We start from the raw sequence: 14,739 nt of genomic DNA, 5'->3' as shown, positions 1-14,739 counted from the left end.
ATTATAGAAGTCAGAAACAGGTTGAGTGAATGTCGGAGAAAGAGGCGGTAATCCAGCGGCTCTTTCTCTGCGGTGGCATTTTGATTCGCTTTAATGGTTTACTGAGCCAACAGAATTCATGCGTAAACATCTTGAAAGGAAAGTGCTGTGAAAGTGAGGCGGGCATCCCCTAATGAAGCAGAAATTCTCTGGAAGATCAGAAATCTGGCCATTCGCCGTGGCTGCGCAGAAGTTTATGACGCTGCCATTGTAACGGCCTGGACGCCAGACGCTATGCCTGCCAGCTTCAGATCGGTGATTTCAGCCAATCCGTTTTTTGTGATAGATGGCGTCGAAGGTTCACCTGTGGCTACGGGTTTTCTTGACCTTGCGAGCAATAGCGTTGAGGCAATATTCACGCTTCCGCACTACGCCGGCAAAGGTCTGGCTAGCCTGATCATCAATGCGATCAAAGTTGAGGCGAGGAAGCGTCAAATATCGCATCTCACTCTTTCATCCACCCCCAATGCGGTCTCTTTTTATGAGCAGCACGGATTCGTTGCTGTGCAGGAAGGCCATTATTATTCCAGGCTGGCGCAAGCCCACTTAAAATGCACTGACATGGTCATCAATTTGTCGCGATGAAAAGCGCTGTTCTTTAAGATAACAACGCTTTAGCCGGGGGCTCCACAGCGGCAGCGCCTTAACCCTTTCGCTTAGCGGCCTAATAAGCGATCGCGCAGCGCTGCAGGTAATCGGGGATCGGAACAGCGCTCAAGGTTCGATTCTGTCATCCGTTGTTGCATAGAAGCCGCAACTTCAGCAGGCGCTGTTTCTGGTCGTCCCGCATTAAAGGGCGGTGCTGGCGCATATTCCAGACCCAACTGAATTCGTTGTGCCGTTTCCTCACCATAAATCTCAGCGATAACCACCAGCGCAAAATCAATTCCCGCTGTTACGCCGCCGCCAGTAATAACATTGCCATCCTTAACCACCCGCGCATCATCAGGAATTGCACCAAAACAGGCTAACTTTTCACGCCAGGCCCAATGGGTGGCAGCCCGCTTATTTTCCAGCAAACCCGCCGCGCCGAGAATCAATGCGCCGGTGCAGACCGAGGTAATATAGCGAGCCTGTTGAGCGAGACGCTGTATATGCGACATATAGTCGCTGTTCGCTATCGCCAGCAAACAGCCGCCGCCGCCGGGTACACACAGCAAATCGCAGGATTCAATCTGGCTCAGATCCTGCAGTTCACTGAACACCAGGTTATCAGCCTTAATCGGCTCGCCTCCCAGCGAGGCAGCAATGACTTCTGTCTCGGGTAGACGGCTAAAAAATTGATGAGGTCCGGTAAAGTCGAGTTGCGTGACGCCTTGATAGAGTGGAATAACAATTTTCATTATTTATGATCCCTTAATGGCTGAGTCGGCAGTAAAGCGCAATCCTGAATGCCATTAATACAACAATGTCGCTCAGCTGATAAAGGGGTGGCGTGATGCAAATTCGTGTTATGACGTTGAAAGAGGCAGGAAACGAGAGGGGGAAGGGCAATTCCCACCACGACAAAGCCGCGTAGTGGGAAAAGTGACGATTATTTATCGTTGCCAAAACCTTGTTTCAGCAGCGCGGATAAGACTTTCGGGAAGTAAATGTTCTGGTAGTAACCGCTGACGCTCTCGCTCCAGCTTTCGCCGTCGTTGCGTCCAATGTTCTGCCAGTGTGCAACCATTTCCTGATTGTAGTCTGAGATGTGCTGTTCTAAATCAGCAGATTGGTACGTTTCTTCATGACGGAAAGTGGCAACAGGCAGGCGCGGTTTCTGATGCGCTGGAACATCAACATGCCCAATCACGACACCCACCACCGGGAAAGTATGAGCCGGGAGTTTAAGCAGATCGATCATCGCTTCTGGATCACGGCGAATGCCGCCGATGGGCACAATGCCTAATCCTTCCGCGCGAGCCGCTGCCATAACCGCCCCTAACGCGATGCCGACGTCAGTGGCGCCTGAAACGATGCTTTCGATACTTTGCTGAGCAATTTGCTGTTTATCGATGGCGGCCATCGCCTGGCCAGACTTGTGCATATCTAACACAAAAGTAATAAAGACCGGCGCCTTGGCAATCCAGGGTTGGCCGCCTGCGATAGCGGCGATTTTTTCACGGGATTCCGCCTTGCGAGAGATAACCAGTGAAACCTGCTGTGAATTGACGGAAGTTGGCGCACGATAGGCAGATGCGACGATACGGTCCAGTGCAGCTTCATCAATGGATTGTTCGGTGAAGCTGCGTTCACTTTTATGGCTGGTAAAAATATCAAAAACGGGATTCATTTTTTTCTCCGGTTATAAACGGCGACAACTATACAATGTTGAAAGTTTGGCGTTTAACACCTTTTGCTTGATGTGCGTGTCCACTTATCACATGGCAGGGTAAACAGGTTGTTTATTCATCTTTGATTATCGGCCAGTTCACCGGCGAAACGCCATTAAGCTGTGGGCGAGCAAATAAAAAACCTTGGTAATAACGAATACCCGCTGCTTCAAGCCATAACCACTCTTCTAATTTCTCAATACCTTCCGCAATAACCGTAATTTCCAGTAACGTACAGCAGGTTATTATTGCCTGAACAATCGCTTGTTTCGGCCCGCTTTTATGAACATCACAGATAATATTGCGATCGATCTTAACTTTTTCAGGTTGAAATTTCGCCAGCAATGAAAGGCCGGCAAAACCCGCGCCGAAGTCATCAATGGCTAAGCCAATGCCAGCCGATCGTAATTGTTTGATAGCAAAATCAAATTCGTCAAAACGAGAGATGACCTCATCCTCCGTCACCTCTACTACGACTTGCTCAGGAACCAGTCCGCTGGCCTTGATCTCGCTGAGTAAAATATCTACCGCATTTTTTGTTGTCACTAAAGACATCGGTAAGAGATTCACTGAAATTGTCTGATCAACCATGCCTATTTTATTTGCCAGCGCAAAAGCAAAGCGTTTTGAGTCGAGATCAGCTTTATAAAGCGCATCTTTAGGCAGTGTAGAAAAATACTCAACCGGTGAACCGCCATCTGGACTGCGAATAAGCGCTTCGAAAGAAATAACTTTTTTATTAGCGACATCAACAATGGGTTGTAAGGCAAACTGGCAGTTCTGACCCGGCTGGAAATTGTCATATTCTCTGCGTGGCGTGACCGGAAGCTGAATAAGATCCCAGTTTTCTAGATGAGCCGTATTTATAAAGGGTTTTTTATTATCATCTTCAACAAAAGTGCGAATGAATTTCAGCACTCTGTCATCATACGTCAAATTAAAGCGGGACGTTCCTTTAGCGAGCACGGCTTGCAGTACCCGTTTTTTTTCATAATGGCGCAGGTCAAAAAGCTCCATGCCGAGGTGGCCAAAACGCCGGGCGGGTGCGTAGTCGCGCATCAACTCAACCAAATTGTTGTGCCGCTTGTCATGGCAGATACGTTCATAAACAGCGCTTACACTCGCATCAGGCCCTTCCAAAACCTGAAAAAAATGCGCGCCGTCAAACAGCAAAATGCCGGTAACGTGGATCTTCTCATTGTTGATTCTGGACTTTTCTATGGTGTGCGCTAACGCACCCAACGATACGCCTGCAGACAGATGGCTTCTGTAGATAAGTGTCGACAGCATAGTCGTTCTCGAGATCTCTATTTTTAGCTGGCATGAATAAGCAGGTGCACTTTAGAACGTGTCTGACGCATTTTCCATCCGGCGGTTTACTCTTTTTAAGCCAGGGTCATCTTTATTCCGTTTCGTTTAAAGCCTGCCTACGCAATACCCGCAGGATAAAAGCAAATTTTAAAGAAAGCGTAGCGTTAAAACCTGTTAGTAATTATTGGGTTAATTTTATACCGATCCAAAATGGCAACTCGACGAACGTTGGACCAGGATTTTAATTATCGACACAATTTTTTTAACCTTGATGGTTTATTGCGTAAAAATGATTTTCTAAACGGTGAAAAACAGGAGCCACAATGCTTAGCTATCTTTTTATCGGTGCCAATGATGTTGAACTTTCCGGGCAATTTTACGCCGCTGTTTTACTGCCACTGGGTTATGAAAAAGAGGTAGATGGTGAGCAGCTCATCTTTTCGCTGCCCGATATACCGGATCGACACAATGGTCCCGGCGCGGTGTTTATCAGCAAACCCTACAACGGCGGCAAAGCAGAACCCGGCAACGGCATGATGCCCGGGTTTCGTGTTAAAACGCGTCAGTTAGTTGATGAGATCTATGCAGCGGGTTTAATGGCAGGCGGAACGGATGAGGGTGATCCGGGCATTCGTGAGCGCTATAGCAGCAATTTCTATGTTGCCTATTTGCGCGATCCCGCCGGAAATAAACTGGCGATGTTCTGTAACGCCGAATAATGCGGGTAAAATCTTGGTGTATTTTTGCAGGCGTCAGGAAGAGAGCCACGCCCCGATGCCGCAACATCGGGGCGTGGATTAGTGTGGCGCGCGAGTAGGGCGAACGACGATCTCATTCACATCAACATCATCCGGTTGTTCAATCGCGTAACGCACCGCACGACCAATCGCATCGGGCTGCAGTGCTATTGCGCGGTAGCTTTTCATCACATCGGCGGCTGACGGGTCGGTGATGGTATTCGCCAATTCACTTTCTACCACGCCTGGATGAACGCAGGTCACACGTAGCTGGCTGTTTTCCTGGCGTAATCCATCGGAGAGGGCGCGCACTGCAAACTTTGTCGCACAATAGACGGCCGCCGTGGGCGACACCGCTAATGCACCAATGGAGGCAATATTAACGATATGCCCGCGTTGGTGCGTCAGCATTGTCGGCAATACCGCAGCAATTCCGTGCAGCACACCTTTAATGTTCACATCGATCATCTGGTCCCACTCGTCGACGTGAAGTGATGCCATCGGCGACAACGGCATGATGCCTGCGTTATTGATCATCACATCAATGCGTCCCCATTTTTCCAGCGCGACTTGAGCAAATTGTTGTACAGATTCACGTTGCGTGACGTCAAGCGACTGAACGGCAACGTCTGCGCCATTAAAACGCAGTTCTTCGGCCAATGTTTGCAGACGATCTACACGACGCGCGCCCAATAAGAGTGTTGCGCCAGCAGCAGCCAGTTCGCGGGCAATGCCTGCACCAATTCCACTTGATGCACCGGTTATTAAGATCACTTTGTTCATCATTCATCTCCTGTTTAGATATCGCTAGTGATCGTAAAGGCTCTCAGCTATAAAGATAAGCCACCTATTCCTTCATAGACTGGTAACAGGAACTAACCAATGCAGCTAGATAAAAATGCGCTGGATGTGTTTGTTACGGTAGCCGAAACGCGCAATTTCCGCGTTGCTGCTGAGCGGCTTGGCGTAACGCGCCCGGCAATCAGTCAGGCATTACGTCGACTGGAAGATCGGCTAAACATCTCATTGATGCGACGTACAACGCGCAGTATTAGCCTCACAGAAGCGGGCGAACGACTCTATGCCGACGTTGCACCCGCCATGCTGCAACTGAATCGCGCCGTTTCTGACATTACCGAGCTGGCGGGTGAACCGCGTGGACAGCTGCGTCTGGCGATCTCTTCCATTGCTGAGCGGATAATAGGCGGAGAATTACTGGCATCGTTTATTGAACGTTATCCGCAGGTTGAACTGGATATCACTGTCACTGACGACGAATTCGACATTGTGGCGCAAGGCTATGACGCTGGCGTGCGGCTGGGGGAAATCATTGCGCAGGATATGATCGCCGTGCCGGTTTCTTCCCGGCAACGGCAGGTTACTGTCGCGGCACCCTGTTATCTGGCGCGCTATGGCACGCCACAACATCCTAATGAATTGATTCAACATCGCTGTATTGGCTGGCGTAAAGGGCCGGGATTATCGCCTTATCGCTGGGAATTTGCTGAGAACGGGCGTGAATTTGACGTGGCGGTTAATCCGCAGCTCACCACCAATGATATGGGCGTCATGATTCGCACCGCCTGCGCGGGCGGCGGTATCACGTTTGGTATGGAAGAGACGTTCAGGTCTTATATCGATCGGGGCGAGCTGGTGACGTTACTGGATGCCTGGTTACCCACCTTTGCTGGTTTTTATCTTTATTTTCCCAGCAGAAAGAATCTGGCAGCCAAACTTCGCGCACTCATTGATCACGTGAAGATGTGAATGAGCGAAGGGGGCAAAGGTTTGATGAAAGTAAGTACACGCTAACTAAAAAAACTGCATTACACAGGCTTTTTTATTGCTGTCTAACAACAGCCGCTTATTTACGGTATTGCTCGTCGCTGACTTTTTCCATCCAGTCAACCGGGCTGCCGTTTACTGACTCAGCGATGGCAATGTGCGTCATTGCTGTTTCCGGCGTCGCACCGTGCCAGTGCTTAACATCTTCTGGAATCCAGACAATGTCGCCCTGATTCATGACGCGAATCTCTTCGCCTTCACATTGAATCCAGCCTTGGCCATGGATCACAATCAACGTTTGTCCAAGTGGATGTGTATGCCATGCAGTGCGCGCACCCGGCTCGAAAGTCACGGTAGCGCCGCCGACACGTGCGGGTTCGGTAGCCTGAAAAGGCGAATCAATGCGCACGGTACCGGTAAAATAGTCTTCAGGGCCTTTGCGTGATGGTTGGGATCCGTTGGCGATAATTTTCATCTGTTTCTCCTTAAAGCGGGAAATGTGGCGATGACGTTAACTGTAGCAAAATCGTTTTATGAAGATTAGAGGAGAAAACGAGAATGCATCTATGACTTATTTTCATTAATTTTCTAAGCGTATTGAGAATGAAAAGAGAGTTAAGAGCATTTTACAGAAGCCTCAGAAGAGTTAAGCAGAATAATCTCTATGGGAACACCTGCGCTTTAACGCGGGCTCATACACATCAAGCCGAAAAATAAGCCAGCCATCATCATGACTGGCTTTGATTACGCAAAACTCAGCGCTTATTCATCATCGTCGTCGTCATGTTGATTGCTGCCGAAGCGATTACGTACGACCACAAAGAATACCGGCACGAAATAGATCGCCAGCAGCGTAGCGGCTACCATGCCGCCAATTACGCCGGTGCCCACCGCATTTTGCGCACCCGATCCTGCACCTGAACTCAAGGCCAGCGGCAGCACCCCAAGAATAAAGGCCAGAGAGGTCATCAGAATGGGGCGTAAACGCATCCGCACCGCATCCAGCGTGGCTTCAATAATCGCTTTTCCCTCTTTCTCCATCTGATCTTTAGCAAATTCCACAATCAGAATGGCATTCTTGGCGGAAAGCCCAATGGTTGTCAGCAAGCCAACCACGAAGTAAACATCGTTGCTTAAGCCGCGCAGCAGCGTGGCGACTAAAGCACCCAAAACGCCCAATGGCACCACCAGCATCACCGAGAAAGGTATCGACCAACTTTCATAAAGCGCAGCAAGACAAAGGAAAACCACGATCAACGATAGCGCGTAGAGTGCGGGCGCTTGCTGACCGCTCATCCTTTCCTGATACGACATCCCGGTCCAGTCGTAACCGATGCCGGTTGGCAGTTGTTGCGCCAGCTGTTCCATCAGCGCCATCGCTTCACCAGAACTTTTGCCTGGCGCAGGTTGGCCTAGAATTTCCACAGCAGGCAAGCCGTTAAAGCGTTCCAGGCGCGGTGAGCCGTAGACCCAATTTGCCGTCGAGAAGCTGGCAAACGGGACCATCTTGCCGTTGCTGGCACGCACATACCAGTCGTTGAGGTCTTTTGGCATCATGCGATAAGGCGCGTCACTCATGACATAGACTTTTTTCACGCGTCCATTATCGACAAAGTCGTTAACGTAGCTGCCGCCCCATGCGCTGCTCAATGTCGTGTTGATGTCGGAAAGCGAAACGCCCAGCGCGGCGGCTTTTTCCTGATCAATGTCGATCTTATACTGCGGGTTGTCTTCCATACCGTTTGGGCGAACCGCGGTCAAGAGGTCAGGATGCTGACGCGCCAGCTCCAGCAACTTATTACGCGCTTCAGTGAGTTTTGCATGACCCAATCCCGCCTGATCGATCAGTTCGAAATCAAAGCCGGTGGCGTTACCCAACGCGATAATAGGCGGCAGATTAAACGCAACCACCTGACCATCAATGATTTTGCTGAATGCCTGTGCCGCACGGCTGACAATGCCATCAACTTTGTTTTCATCGCTGGGACGATCGGCCCAATCTTTTAAGCCGATAAAGGCAATACCGACGTTTTGCCCACGACCGGCAAAGCCAAAACCGTTCACAGTTAACACATTTTCGACATTGTTCTTTTCATTGTTGAGGTAGTAATCATTGACTTGATCCAGCACCGCCTGAGTTCGCTCCTGCGTCGCGCCAGCAGGCAAAATGGCCTGAGTCGCCAACACACCTTGGTCTTCAGAAGGTAAAAACGAAGTAGGTAAACGCATAAACAACATCGCCATACCCACCACTAACACGCCATAAATCAGTAAGTATCGACCTGTTCCCTGCAACATCCGCGCGACAGAATGAGTGTAATGATGTGCACTTTGATCGAACGTGTGGTTAAACCAACCGAAGAAGCCGCCATGCTGCCCGTGTGTTCCCGCTTTGATCGGTTTCAATAGGGTGACGCACAGCGCTGGCGTCAGGATCAGGGCAACCAGCACCGATAAAACCATGGCAGAAACGATGGTGATGGAGAACTGGCGATAAATCACGCCGGTGCTGCCACCAAAGAAAGCCATCGGCACAAATACGGCGGAAAGCACCATGGCAATGCCCACCAGTGCACCCTGAATTTGCCCCATCGATTTACGCGTGGCCGCTTTGGGTTTTAACCCTTCCTCGGCCATGACGCGTTCGACGTTCTCAACCACCACAATGGCATCGTCTACCAGTAAGCCGATAGCCAGCACCATGCCGAACATGGTTAAGGTATTAATCGAATAGCCAAAGGCGTTAAGGATGGCGAAAGTGCCCAGCAGCACCACCGGCACCGCAATGGTAGGAATCAGCGTGGCGCGGAAGTTTTGTAAAAACAGGTACATCACCAAAAACACCAGCACAATGGCTTCAATCAGGGTTTTCACCACTTCATGAATGGAAATGCTAATAAATGGCGTGGTGTCGTAGGGATAAACCACTTTCAAACCTTGCGGGAAGAAGGGTTTCAGCTCTTCAATTTTGGCGCGTATCGCATTAGCAGTATCCAGCGCATTAGCACCGCTGGCCAGCTGTATTCCCAATGCAGACGCGGGCTTGCCGTTGATTTTAACCACAAACTGGTAGTTTTCGCCGCCACGTTCAATACGCGCCACATCATGCAAACGCACCTGCGAACCATCGCTGTTCACTTTCAATAAAATATTGCCGAACTCTTCCGGTGACGTCAGACGCGTCTGCGCAATGATCGAGGCATTAAGCTGCTGGCCTTTTACGGGTGGCGCGCCGCCTAACTGGCCAGCTGCAACCTGCGCGTTTTGTGTCTCGATCATGTTAATGACATCAACCGGCGTCAGCTGGAAGTTGTTCAGCTTGTTGGGATCGAGCCAGATGCGCATCGCATATTGCGAACCGAACAGCGTGGTATCACCTACGCCGTTAATACGACTGAGCGGATCCTTTAAATTAGCCGCGACGTAGTCAGCAATATCTTCCATGCTCATGCGGCCGCTTTCATCGACAAATCCCGGCACAAGGAAGAATACGCTGGATGATTTACGCACCGTTATCCCTTGTTGCTGTACTTCCTGCGGCAACAGCGGCGTAGCGAGCTGTAATTTGTTCTGAACCTGCACCTGGGCAATATCCGCATCAGTGCCATTTTCAAAAGAGAGCGTCAATTGCAACGTCCCGGATGAATCGCTGGTGGAGGACATATACATCAAGCCATCCAGCCCGCTCATGTTTTGCTCTATCACCTGCGTCACGCTGTTTTGCAACGTGGTGGCATCTGCGCCAGGATAGGTGGCACGGATCTGCACCGCCGTTGGCGCAACATCAGGATATTGCTCAATCGGTAGCTTGAGGATCGAAATTGCCCCGGCCAGCATGACGATAATTGCCAGTACCCAGGCAAATATTGGCCGGTTAATAAAGAAATTAGACATCAATCAATGTTCTCAGTAGGCGTTTAAGAAGCAGGTTGTGAAGAGGGCGCCGTATCAACAGGTTTTACCTGCATGCCGGGTTGGGCACGCTGTACACCAGAAGTAATTACGCGTTCGCCGGGCGCTATTCCTCCGGCCACCAGCCAGTTATCACCCACCGTTTGCGACAGGTTCAATGTACGAACTTCCACTTTGTTATCAGACGTCACCACCATCGCTGTGGGATCACCATGTGGCGTGCGCGTCACGGCGCGCTGAGGGATCAATAACGCGTGTGGATTCACGCCTTCCTCCAGTCGCACACGCACAAACATGCCGGGAAGCAAATTGTGATGAGGGTTAGGCACAATCGCGCGTAGGGTAATGGAACCGGTGGTTTGATCGACCGTGACATCCGAGAAGGCCAGCGTGCCCGATTCAGGGTAGGTGCTGCCATCGGCCAGCAAGACGGTAACTCTGGCTTTGCCTGCTTGCTGTTGAAGCCTGCCGGAGGCCAACTCTTGTTGCAGCCGCAAAAAATCCTGGCTTGATTGCGTGACATCGACATAAAGCGGATCCAGTTGCTGCACGGTGGCGAGCGCATCGGCTTGACTTGCCTGCACTAACGCGCCTTCGGTTACTGACGAACGTCCTACGCGGCCGCTGATTGGCGAAGTGAGTGTGCTCCACGATAAGTTTATGCGGGCACTTTCAAGTGCAGCCTGCGCTGCTTCTACCGCGGCGCGGGTTTGCGCTGCCGTTGCCGCGGCCTGGTCGTAATCCTGGCGGCTGATATAGTGCGTTCCCAATAAAGGGCGATACCGATCCAGCGTCGCTTGCGCAATGCGGGCATTGGCTTTTGCTTCCGCTACCGCGGCTTTAGCATTGTTAAACGTGGCTTTGAAGGGGGCCGGATCAATTTGATACAGCACATCACCGGCATTAACGTCGCTGCCTTCAACAAAGGTGCGTTTGAGAATAATCCCAGCAACCTGCGGGCGCACTTCAGAGACGCGATACGCTGAGGTTCTGCCCGGTAAATCGGTGCTCATGGGTAAAGATTGAGGTTGTAACGTCATCACCTGAACTTCTGGAGCCTCAGACGATGAAGCCTTATTGTTCGCTGAATCATCACACCCTGTTAAATTTAAAATAAAAAGCGCACATAAAATCGCCAGAGGCTTTAACGCCACTTTATCAGGCATTTATTATCTCCCGGAGAGAGGATTGGTTTGATTATTAAACCCACACGTTCGCGTCAAAGTTGTGGGCGTTTAAACGGCGGAAGGTTGCAGGTGGGACATGATATTTTTTGGCAAACGTCCGCGTGAAAGATTGTTGTGAGTCGTAGCCATATTTGACTGATATATCGATAACGCTTTCGGAACCATCAATGAGATCATGAGCAGCCAGTTCCATTTTTTTATCGCGAATATAATGTCCGAGACTTTTATGGGTAATACGATGAAACATTCGCTGTAGATGCCATTTTGAATAACCTGCTCGTGCAGCCACGTCATCAATTTTCAAAGGCTGTTTTATGTTGTCATCAATCCATGTCACCAGGTCTTGAATGATAATGTCATGTCTGTCCATTTTCTTACTCTCAAGGAATTTTAAAGAAGCAGGGAAAAGGGCGAAATGGCGCAACAAGCCGATGACAACGTGCCATAAACAAGGGAAGTTAATAAATCAGACAATATTGTTATTTGAAGCGCTGGCTTGTTTTGACGTACTTTCGTCCTTGCGGATTAACGGTATATTTCAGCAACGCCATAAAGTTTATTTTCACCGCCTGCGGAGATGATCTTCATTGAAGAAGCCCCTTCAGCGGCGGCTTTATCGGAGAGTTTTTCAGTTAAGCGGTCGAGAGAATAAGCGCCTTGCGCGGAGACCACGCCAATTTTCTCTTTACCCGTAACGTCGTTGGTCACATTTACCGCCAGGGCGCTGTTGATTGTTAGCAGCGTGGCAAGCAAAAGCAACGTAGTTTTAATGGTGTTCATAATGACCTCGATGTATCAGGATGAATGAAAAGATATCGATAAAGCCAACTTCAACGAAATCGTATCATTAACAATCACACTAAATTAGAGCACTAAACACGATAGGCGTTATGAATGATGATCATCAATACTGCTCCAAAAAGTGAAGCGCCAAGGCGTCAAGCCCGCTATAACTCTGTCTACATCACATTGTGGCAAAGCAAAATTTAAAAATTATTGAGATTTGCGCATATATTCAGCTTATTCAGTGCATTTCCCCACCGACGAGAACCGACCATGTTAAAAGAAAATTTCAATGACCTTATTTACCTGGTCATGGTGGCGAAAGAGCGCAGTTTTACCCGCGCAGCAGCAAAGTTAGGGGTGTCGCAATCGGCGCTTAGCCACGCCATTCGCGCGTTAGAAGAGAGATTGAATACGCGGTTATTGACGCGCACTACACGCAGTGTTGCGCCGACTGAAGCGGGCGAACGGTTAATCGAAAACGTTGCTCCGCTGTTTGCTGACATCGAAAAAGAGCTGGTGAGTTTGTCGGATAATTTAGGCAAAACTTCCAGGAATATCCGTATTACGGCGGGTGAACATGCATTATCATCCACCTTGTGGCCGTTGCTTAAACCGTTTTTACAAACCTATCCTGACGTGAATATTGAATTTTCTGTAGATAATACCTTGACTGATATTGTCAGCGGACGATTCGATGCGGGCGTGAGATTAGGCGAGCAAGTTGAAAAAGATATGGTAGCGGTACGTATTGGTCCCGACTGGCGTATGTCGGTGGTGGCATCGCCCGCTTATTTTGCGCAATTTGGTAAACCCGAAACGCCTTATGAATTGCAAAATCACAACTGTATTAATATGCGTCTACCAACGCGCGGTGGAATTTACAGCTGGGAATTTAATAAGCAGGGCAAAGAAATTCGCGTAAAAGTAGAAGGTCAGCTCATTTTTAATAATCTGGCTTCCCGGATTGACGCGGCATTATCAGGAATGGGTGTGGCCTATGTGCCGGAAGACACTATTACCCATTTAGTCGATCGAGGGGATTTAGTGCGTGTGTTAGATGACTGGTGCGACCCTTTTACAGGTTATTACCTTTATTACCCCAGCCGGAAACAACATACCGCCGCGTTTGCCAAATTGATTGAAGCGGTACGTTATCAGGGATAACTGCCTCAGCATGTAAATACGTTTTGGCGTAATCCCAATGGATGACAGCGTGATGAGATTGCGCCAGGTTTACGCTGAACTGAACCCGCTGCGCATGTCTCTTTTCCTGCGGTTTTTTCGCTCTCTTCAGTAAGCGATAGCCGCCAACCAGAGCGAGAATTTCTGTGTGTATAAAATGTGATCAGCTCGTGAGAACCTTATTTTGTAATCGATTACTTTTTACGGGTCAGGAATGTAATCGATTACTTTAACCGCCGAGGTTCATCATGATCTCCACCACGCAAAACACTGAAAACATAGCTGTGCACCAGCGGATGCTGATTCCGCGTCTGTCGCTAATGATGTTTATGCAATTTTTTATCTGGGGAAGCTGGTCCGTTACGCTCGGGTTGGTGATGACGCAGCACAACATGTCATTGCTGATTGGGGATGCATTTTCGGCCGGGCCAATTGCGTCGATTCTGTCGCCGTTCGTGCTGGGCATGTTAGTTGATCGCTTCTTTCCGTCGCAAAAGGTGCTCGCCGTTATGCATCTGGCAGGTGCGGTGATCTTATGGTTTGTGCCTCAAGCGCTGATCGCTGAAAACGGCTCACTGCTGATCGCCTTACTCTTTGGTTATACGCTGTGCTACATGCCCACGCTGGCATTGACCAACAACATTGCGTTTCACAGCCTGGCAAACAGCGATAAAAGTTTTCCGGTTGTACGCGTTTTTGGCACCATTGGCTGGATCGTGGCGGGCATTTTTATCGGTGTCACGGGCATTTCAGCCAGCGTATCCATCTTCTCGGTGGCTGCGATTTGCTCGGTGATTCTGGCGGTTTACAGCCTGACATTGCCGCACACACCCGCGCCCGCCAAAGGCTTGCCGCTTAAGGTGCGCGACCTGTTTTGCGCCGATGCCTTCGCGCTGTTGAAAACCCGCCACTTCTTTGTGTTTGCGCTGTGCGCCACCTTGATCTCAATTCCTCTCGGCACCTATTACGCCTTTACCGCTTCATGGCTGGCAGATGCAGGTGTTGAAAACGTCAGCACCCTGATGTCGTTTGGTCAGATGTCTGAAATCTTCTTTATGCTGGTGATCCCGCTGCTGTTCCGCCGCCTTGGCGTCAAATACATGTTGCTGATTGGGATGTTTGCCTGGTTCGTGCGTTATGCGCTGTTTGCCATGGGCATGGGCGAAGAAGGTCGTCTGCTGATTTATCTTGGCATCCTGCTGCATGGCGTCTGCTACGACTTCTTCTTTGTGGTGGGCTTCATTTATACCGACCGCATCGCGGGTGACAAAGTGAAAGGTCAGGCTCAAAGCATGGTGGTGATGTTCACCTACGGTATTGGTATGTTGCTCGGTTCACAAATTTCCGGCGCGCTCTATAACAATTTGGTTGCGGGGCAAGTCTCTGCGCAAAACTGGGCACTGTTTTGGTGGATCCCTGCCGTTGCGGCAGCGGTAATCACCGTTATTTTCTTCTTCTCTTTTAAATATCGGGATTAAGAATTTT

General features: G+C 49.7%; 14 protein-coding genes. 5 read left to right on the top strand and 9 right to left on the bottom strand.

The window, feature by feature from the left end; translation table 11 throughout:
* Positions 1-147 precede the first annotated feature (147 nt).
* A complete protein-coding gene (locus SC127_RS13640; RefSeq protein WP_215848506.1) occupies positions 148-624 on the top strand; it encodes a GNAT family N-acetyltransferase in 477 nt (158 codons plus the stop codon).
* A gap of 71 nt (positions 625-695) precedes the next feature.
* Here SC127_RS13640 and SC127_RS13635 read toward each other — a convergent pair whose 3' ends face one another.
* The 3 genes from SC127_RS13635 to SC127_RS13625 all read right to left on the bottom strand — a co-directional run bounded on the left by SC127_RS13635 (position 696) and on the right by SC127_RS13625 (position 3,644).
* Entirely contained in the window at positions 696-1,382 is a 687-nt protein-coding gene (locus SC127_RS13635) for a DJ-1/PfpI family protein (protein ID WP_332626912.1), read from the bottom strand.
* A gap of 191 nt (positions 1,383-1,573) precedes the next feature.
* Positions 1,574-2,314 carry a nitroreductase family protein gene (locus SC127_RS13630; RefSeq protein WP_215848504.1) on the bottom strand — a complete coding sequence of 247 codons (741 nt, stop codon included), beginning with the start codon at positions 2,312-2,314 and terminating at the stop codon, positions 1,574-1,576.
* A 112-nt stretch (positions 2,315-2,426) separates the two neighbouring features.
* Positions 2,427-3,644 (bottom strand): diguanylate phosphodiesterase, encoded by a 1,218-nt coding sequence (locus SC127_RS13625; protein ID WP_332626911.1) that lies wholly within the window; start codon positions 3,642-3,644, stop codon positions 2,427-2,429.
* A 344-nt stretch (positions 3,645-3,988) separates the two neighbouring features.
* Between SC127_RS13625 and SC127_RS13620 the strand changes: the two genes are divergently transcribed.
* Entirely contained in the window at positions 3,989-4,384 is a 396-nt protein-coding gene (locus SC127_RS13620; protein WP_215848503.1) for a VOC family protein, read from the top strand.
* Between the two features lie 78 nt (positions 4,385-4,462).
* On the opposite strand, the gene SC127_RS13615 is transcribed toward SC127_RS13620, so the two are convergent.
* The gene (locus SC127_RS13615) at positions 4,463-5,188 is read right to left on the bottom strand and encodes an SDR family oxidoreductase (protein ID WP_215848502.1); all 726 of its coding nucleotides are present in this window, start codon (positions 5,186-5,188) and stop codon (positions 4,463-4,465) included.
* A gap of 96 nt (positions 5,189-5,284) precedes the next feature.
* On the opposite strand from SC127_RS13615, the gene SC127_RS13610 reads away from it, so the two are divergent.
* The gene (locus SC127_RS13610) at positions 5,285-6,169 is read left to right on the top strand and encodes a LysR family transcriptional regulator (protein ID WP_332626910.1); all 885 of its coding nucleotides are present in this window, start codon (positions 5,285-5,287) and stop codon (positions 6,167-6,169) included.
* A gap of 97 nt (positions 6,170-6,266) precedes the next feature.
* Here SC127_RS13610 and SC127_RS13605 read toward each other — a convergent pair whose 3' ends face one another.
* From SC127_RS13605 to SC127_RS13585, 5 genes are all read right to left on the bottom strand, one after another.
* Entirely contained in the window at positions 6,267-6,662 is a 396-nt protein-coding gene (locus tag SC127_RS13605; RefSeq protein ID WP_215848501.1) for a (R)-mandelonitrile lyase, read from the bottom strand.
* A gap of 287 nt (positions 6,663-6,949) precedes the next feature.
* Complete coding sequence (locus SC127_RS13600) at positions 6,950-10,081, bottom strand: efflux RND transporter permease subunit (RefSeq protein ID WP_332626909.1); 3,132 nt, start codon at positions 10,079-10,081, stop codon at positions 6,950-6,952.
* Positions 10,082-10,104: 23 nt separating this feature from the next.
* Positions 10,105-11,265, bottom strand: coding sequence for an efflux RND transporter periplasmic adaptor subunit (locus SC127_RS13595; RefSeq protein ID WP_243079311.1), 1,161 nt, complete (start codon positions 11,263-11,265; stop codon positions 10,105-10,107).
* A 34-nt stretch (positions 11,266-11,299) separates the two neighbouring features.
* Entirely contained in the window at positions 11,300-11,656 is a 357-nt protein-coding gene (locus SC127_RS13590) for a helix-turn-helix domain-containing protein (RefSeq protein WP_243079312.1), read from the bottom strand.
* Between the two features lie 155 nt (positions 11,657-11,811).
* Positions 11,812-12,066 (bottom strand): YdgH/BhsA/McbA-like domain containing protein, encoded by a 255-nt coding sequence (locus SC127_RS13585; RefSeq protein WP_215848499.1) that lies wholly within the window; start codon positions 12,064-12,066, stop codon positions 11,812-11,814.
* 276 nt (positions 12,067-12,342) lie between these two features.
* Between SC127_RS13585 and SC127_RS13580 the strand changes: the two genes are divergently transcribed.
* Both SC127_RS13580 and SC127_RS13575 read left to right on the top strand, forming a co-directional pair.
* On the top strand, positions 12,343-13,236 hold the full coding sequence (locus SC127_RS13580; protein ID WP_332626908.1) for a LysR family transcriptional regulator: 894 nt from the start codon (positions 12,343-12,345) through the stop codon (positions 13,234-13,236).
* Between the two features lie 266 nt (positions 13,237-13,502).
* On the top strand, positions 13,503-14,732 hold the full coding sequence (locus SC127_RS13575; protein WP_215848498.1) for an MFS transporter: 1,230 nt from the start codon (positions 13,503-13,505) through the stop codon (positions 14,730-14,732).
* The last annotated feature ends 7 nt before the right edge of the window (positions 14,733-14,739 follow it).

This window comes from Pantoea sp. T14, from assembly GCF_036663535.1.
Classification (GTDB): Bacteria; Pseudomonadota; Gammaproteobacteria; order Enterobacterales; family Enterobacteriaceae; genus Pantoea; species Pantoea phytostimulans.
The sequence above is the reverse complement of the archived record's forward strand: the minus strand, read 5'-3'. Positions and strand labels throughout refer to the sequence as shown.

Excerpts from the sequence above, each read along its gene's own strand:
- SC127_RS13635 (WP_332626912.1), bottom strand. The coding sequence starts at position 1,382 with ATGAAAATTGTTATTCCACTCTATCAAGGCGTCACGCAACTCGACTTT.
- SC127_RS13630 (WP_215848504.1), bottom strand. The coding sequence starts at position 2,314 with ATGAATCCCGTTTTTGATATTTTTACCAGCCATAAAAGTGAACGCAGC.
- SC127_RS13625 (WP_332626911.1), bottom strand. The coding sequence starts at position 3,644 with ATGCTGTCGACACTTATCTACAGAAGCCATCTGTCTGCAGGCGTATCG.
- SC127_RS13620 (WP_215848503.1), top strand. The coding sequence starts at position 3,989 with ATGCTTAGCTATCTTTTTATCGGTGCCAATGATGTTGAACTTTCCGGG.
- SC127_RS13615 (WP_215848502.1), bottom strand. The coding sequence starts at position 5,188 with ATGATGAACAAAGTGATCTTAATAACCGGTGCATCAAGTGGAATTGGT.
- SC127_RS13610 (WP_332626910.1), top strand. The coding sequence starts at position 5,285 with ATGCAGCTAGATAAAAATGCGCTGGATGTGTTTGTTACGGTAGCCGAA.
- SC127_RS13605 (WP_215848501.1), bottom strand. The coding sequence starts at position 6,662 with ATGAAAATTATCGCCAACGGATCCCAACCATCACGCAAAGGCCCTGAA.
- SC127_RS13600 (WP_332626909.1), bottom strand. The coding sequence starts at position 10,081 with ATGTCTAATTTCTTTATTAACCGGCCAATATTTGCCTGGGTACTGGCA.
- SC127_RS13595 (WP_243079311.1), bottom strand. The coding sequence starts at position 11,265 with ATGCCTGATAAAGTGGCGTTAAAGCCTCTGGCGATTTTATGTGCGCTT.
- SC127_RS13590 (WP_243079312.1), bottom strand. The coding sequence starts at position 11,656 with ATGGACAGACATGACATTATCATTCAAGACCTGGTGACATGGATTGAT.
- SC127_RS13585 (WP_215848499.1), bottom strand. The coding sequence starts at position 12,066 with ATGAACACCATTAAAACTACGTTGCTTTTGCTTGCCACGCTGCTAACA.
- SC127_RS13580 (WP_332626908.1), top strand. The coding sequence starts at position 12,343 with ATGTTAAAAGAAAATTTCAATGACCTTATTTACCTGGTCATGGTGGCG.
- SC127_RS13575 (WP_215848498.1), top strand. The coding sequence starts at position 13,503 with ATGATCTCCACCACGCAAAACACTGAAAACATAGCTGTGCACCAGCGG.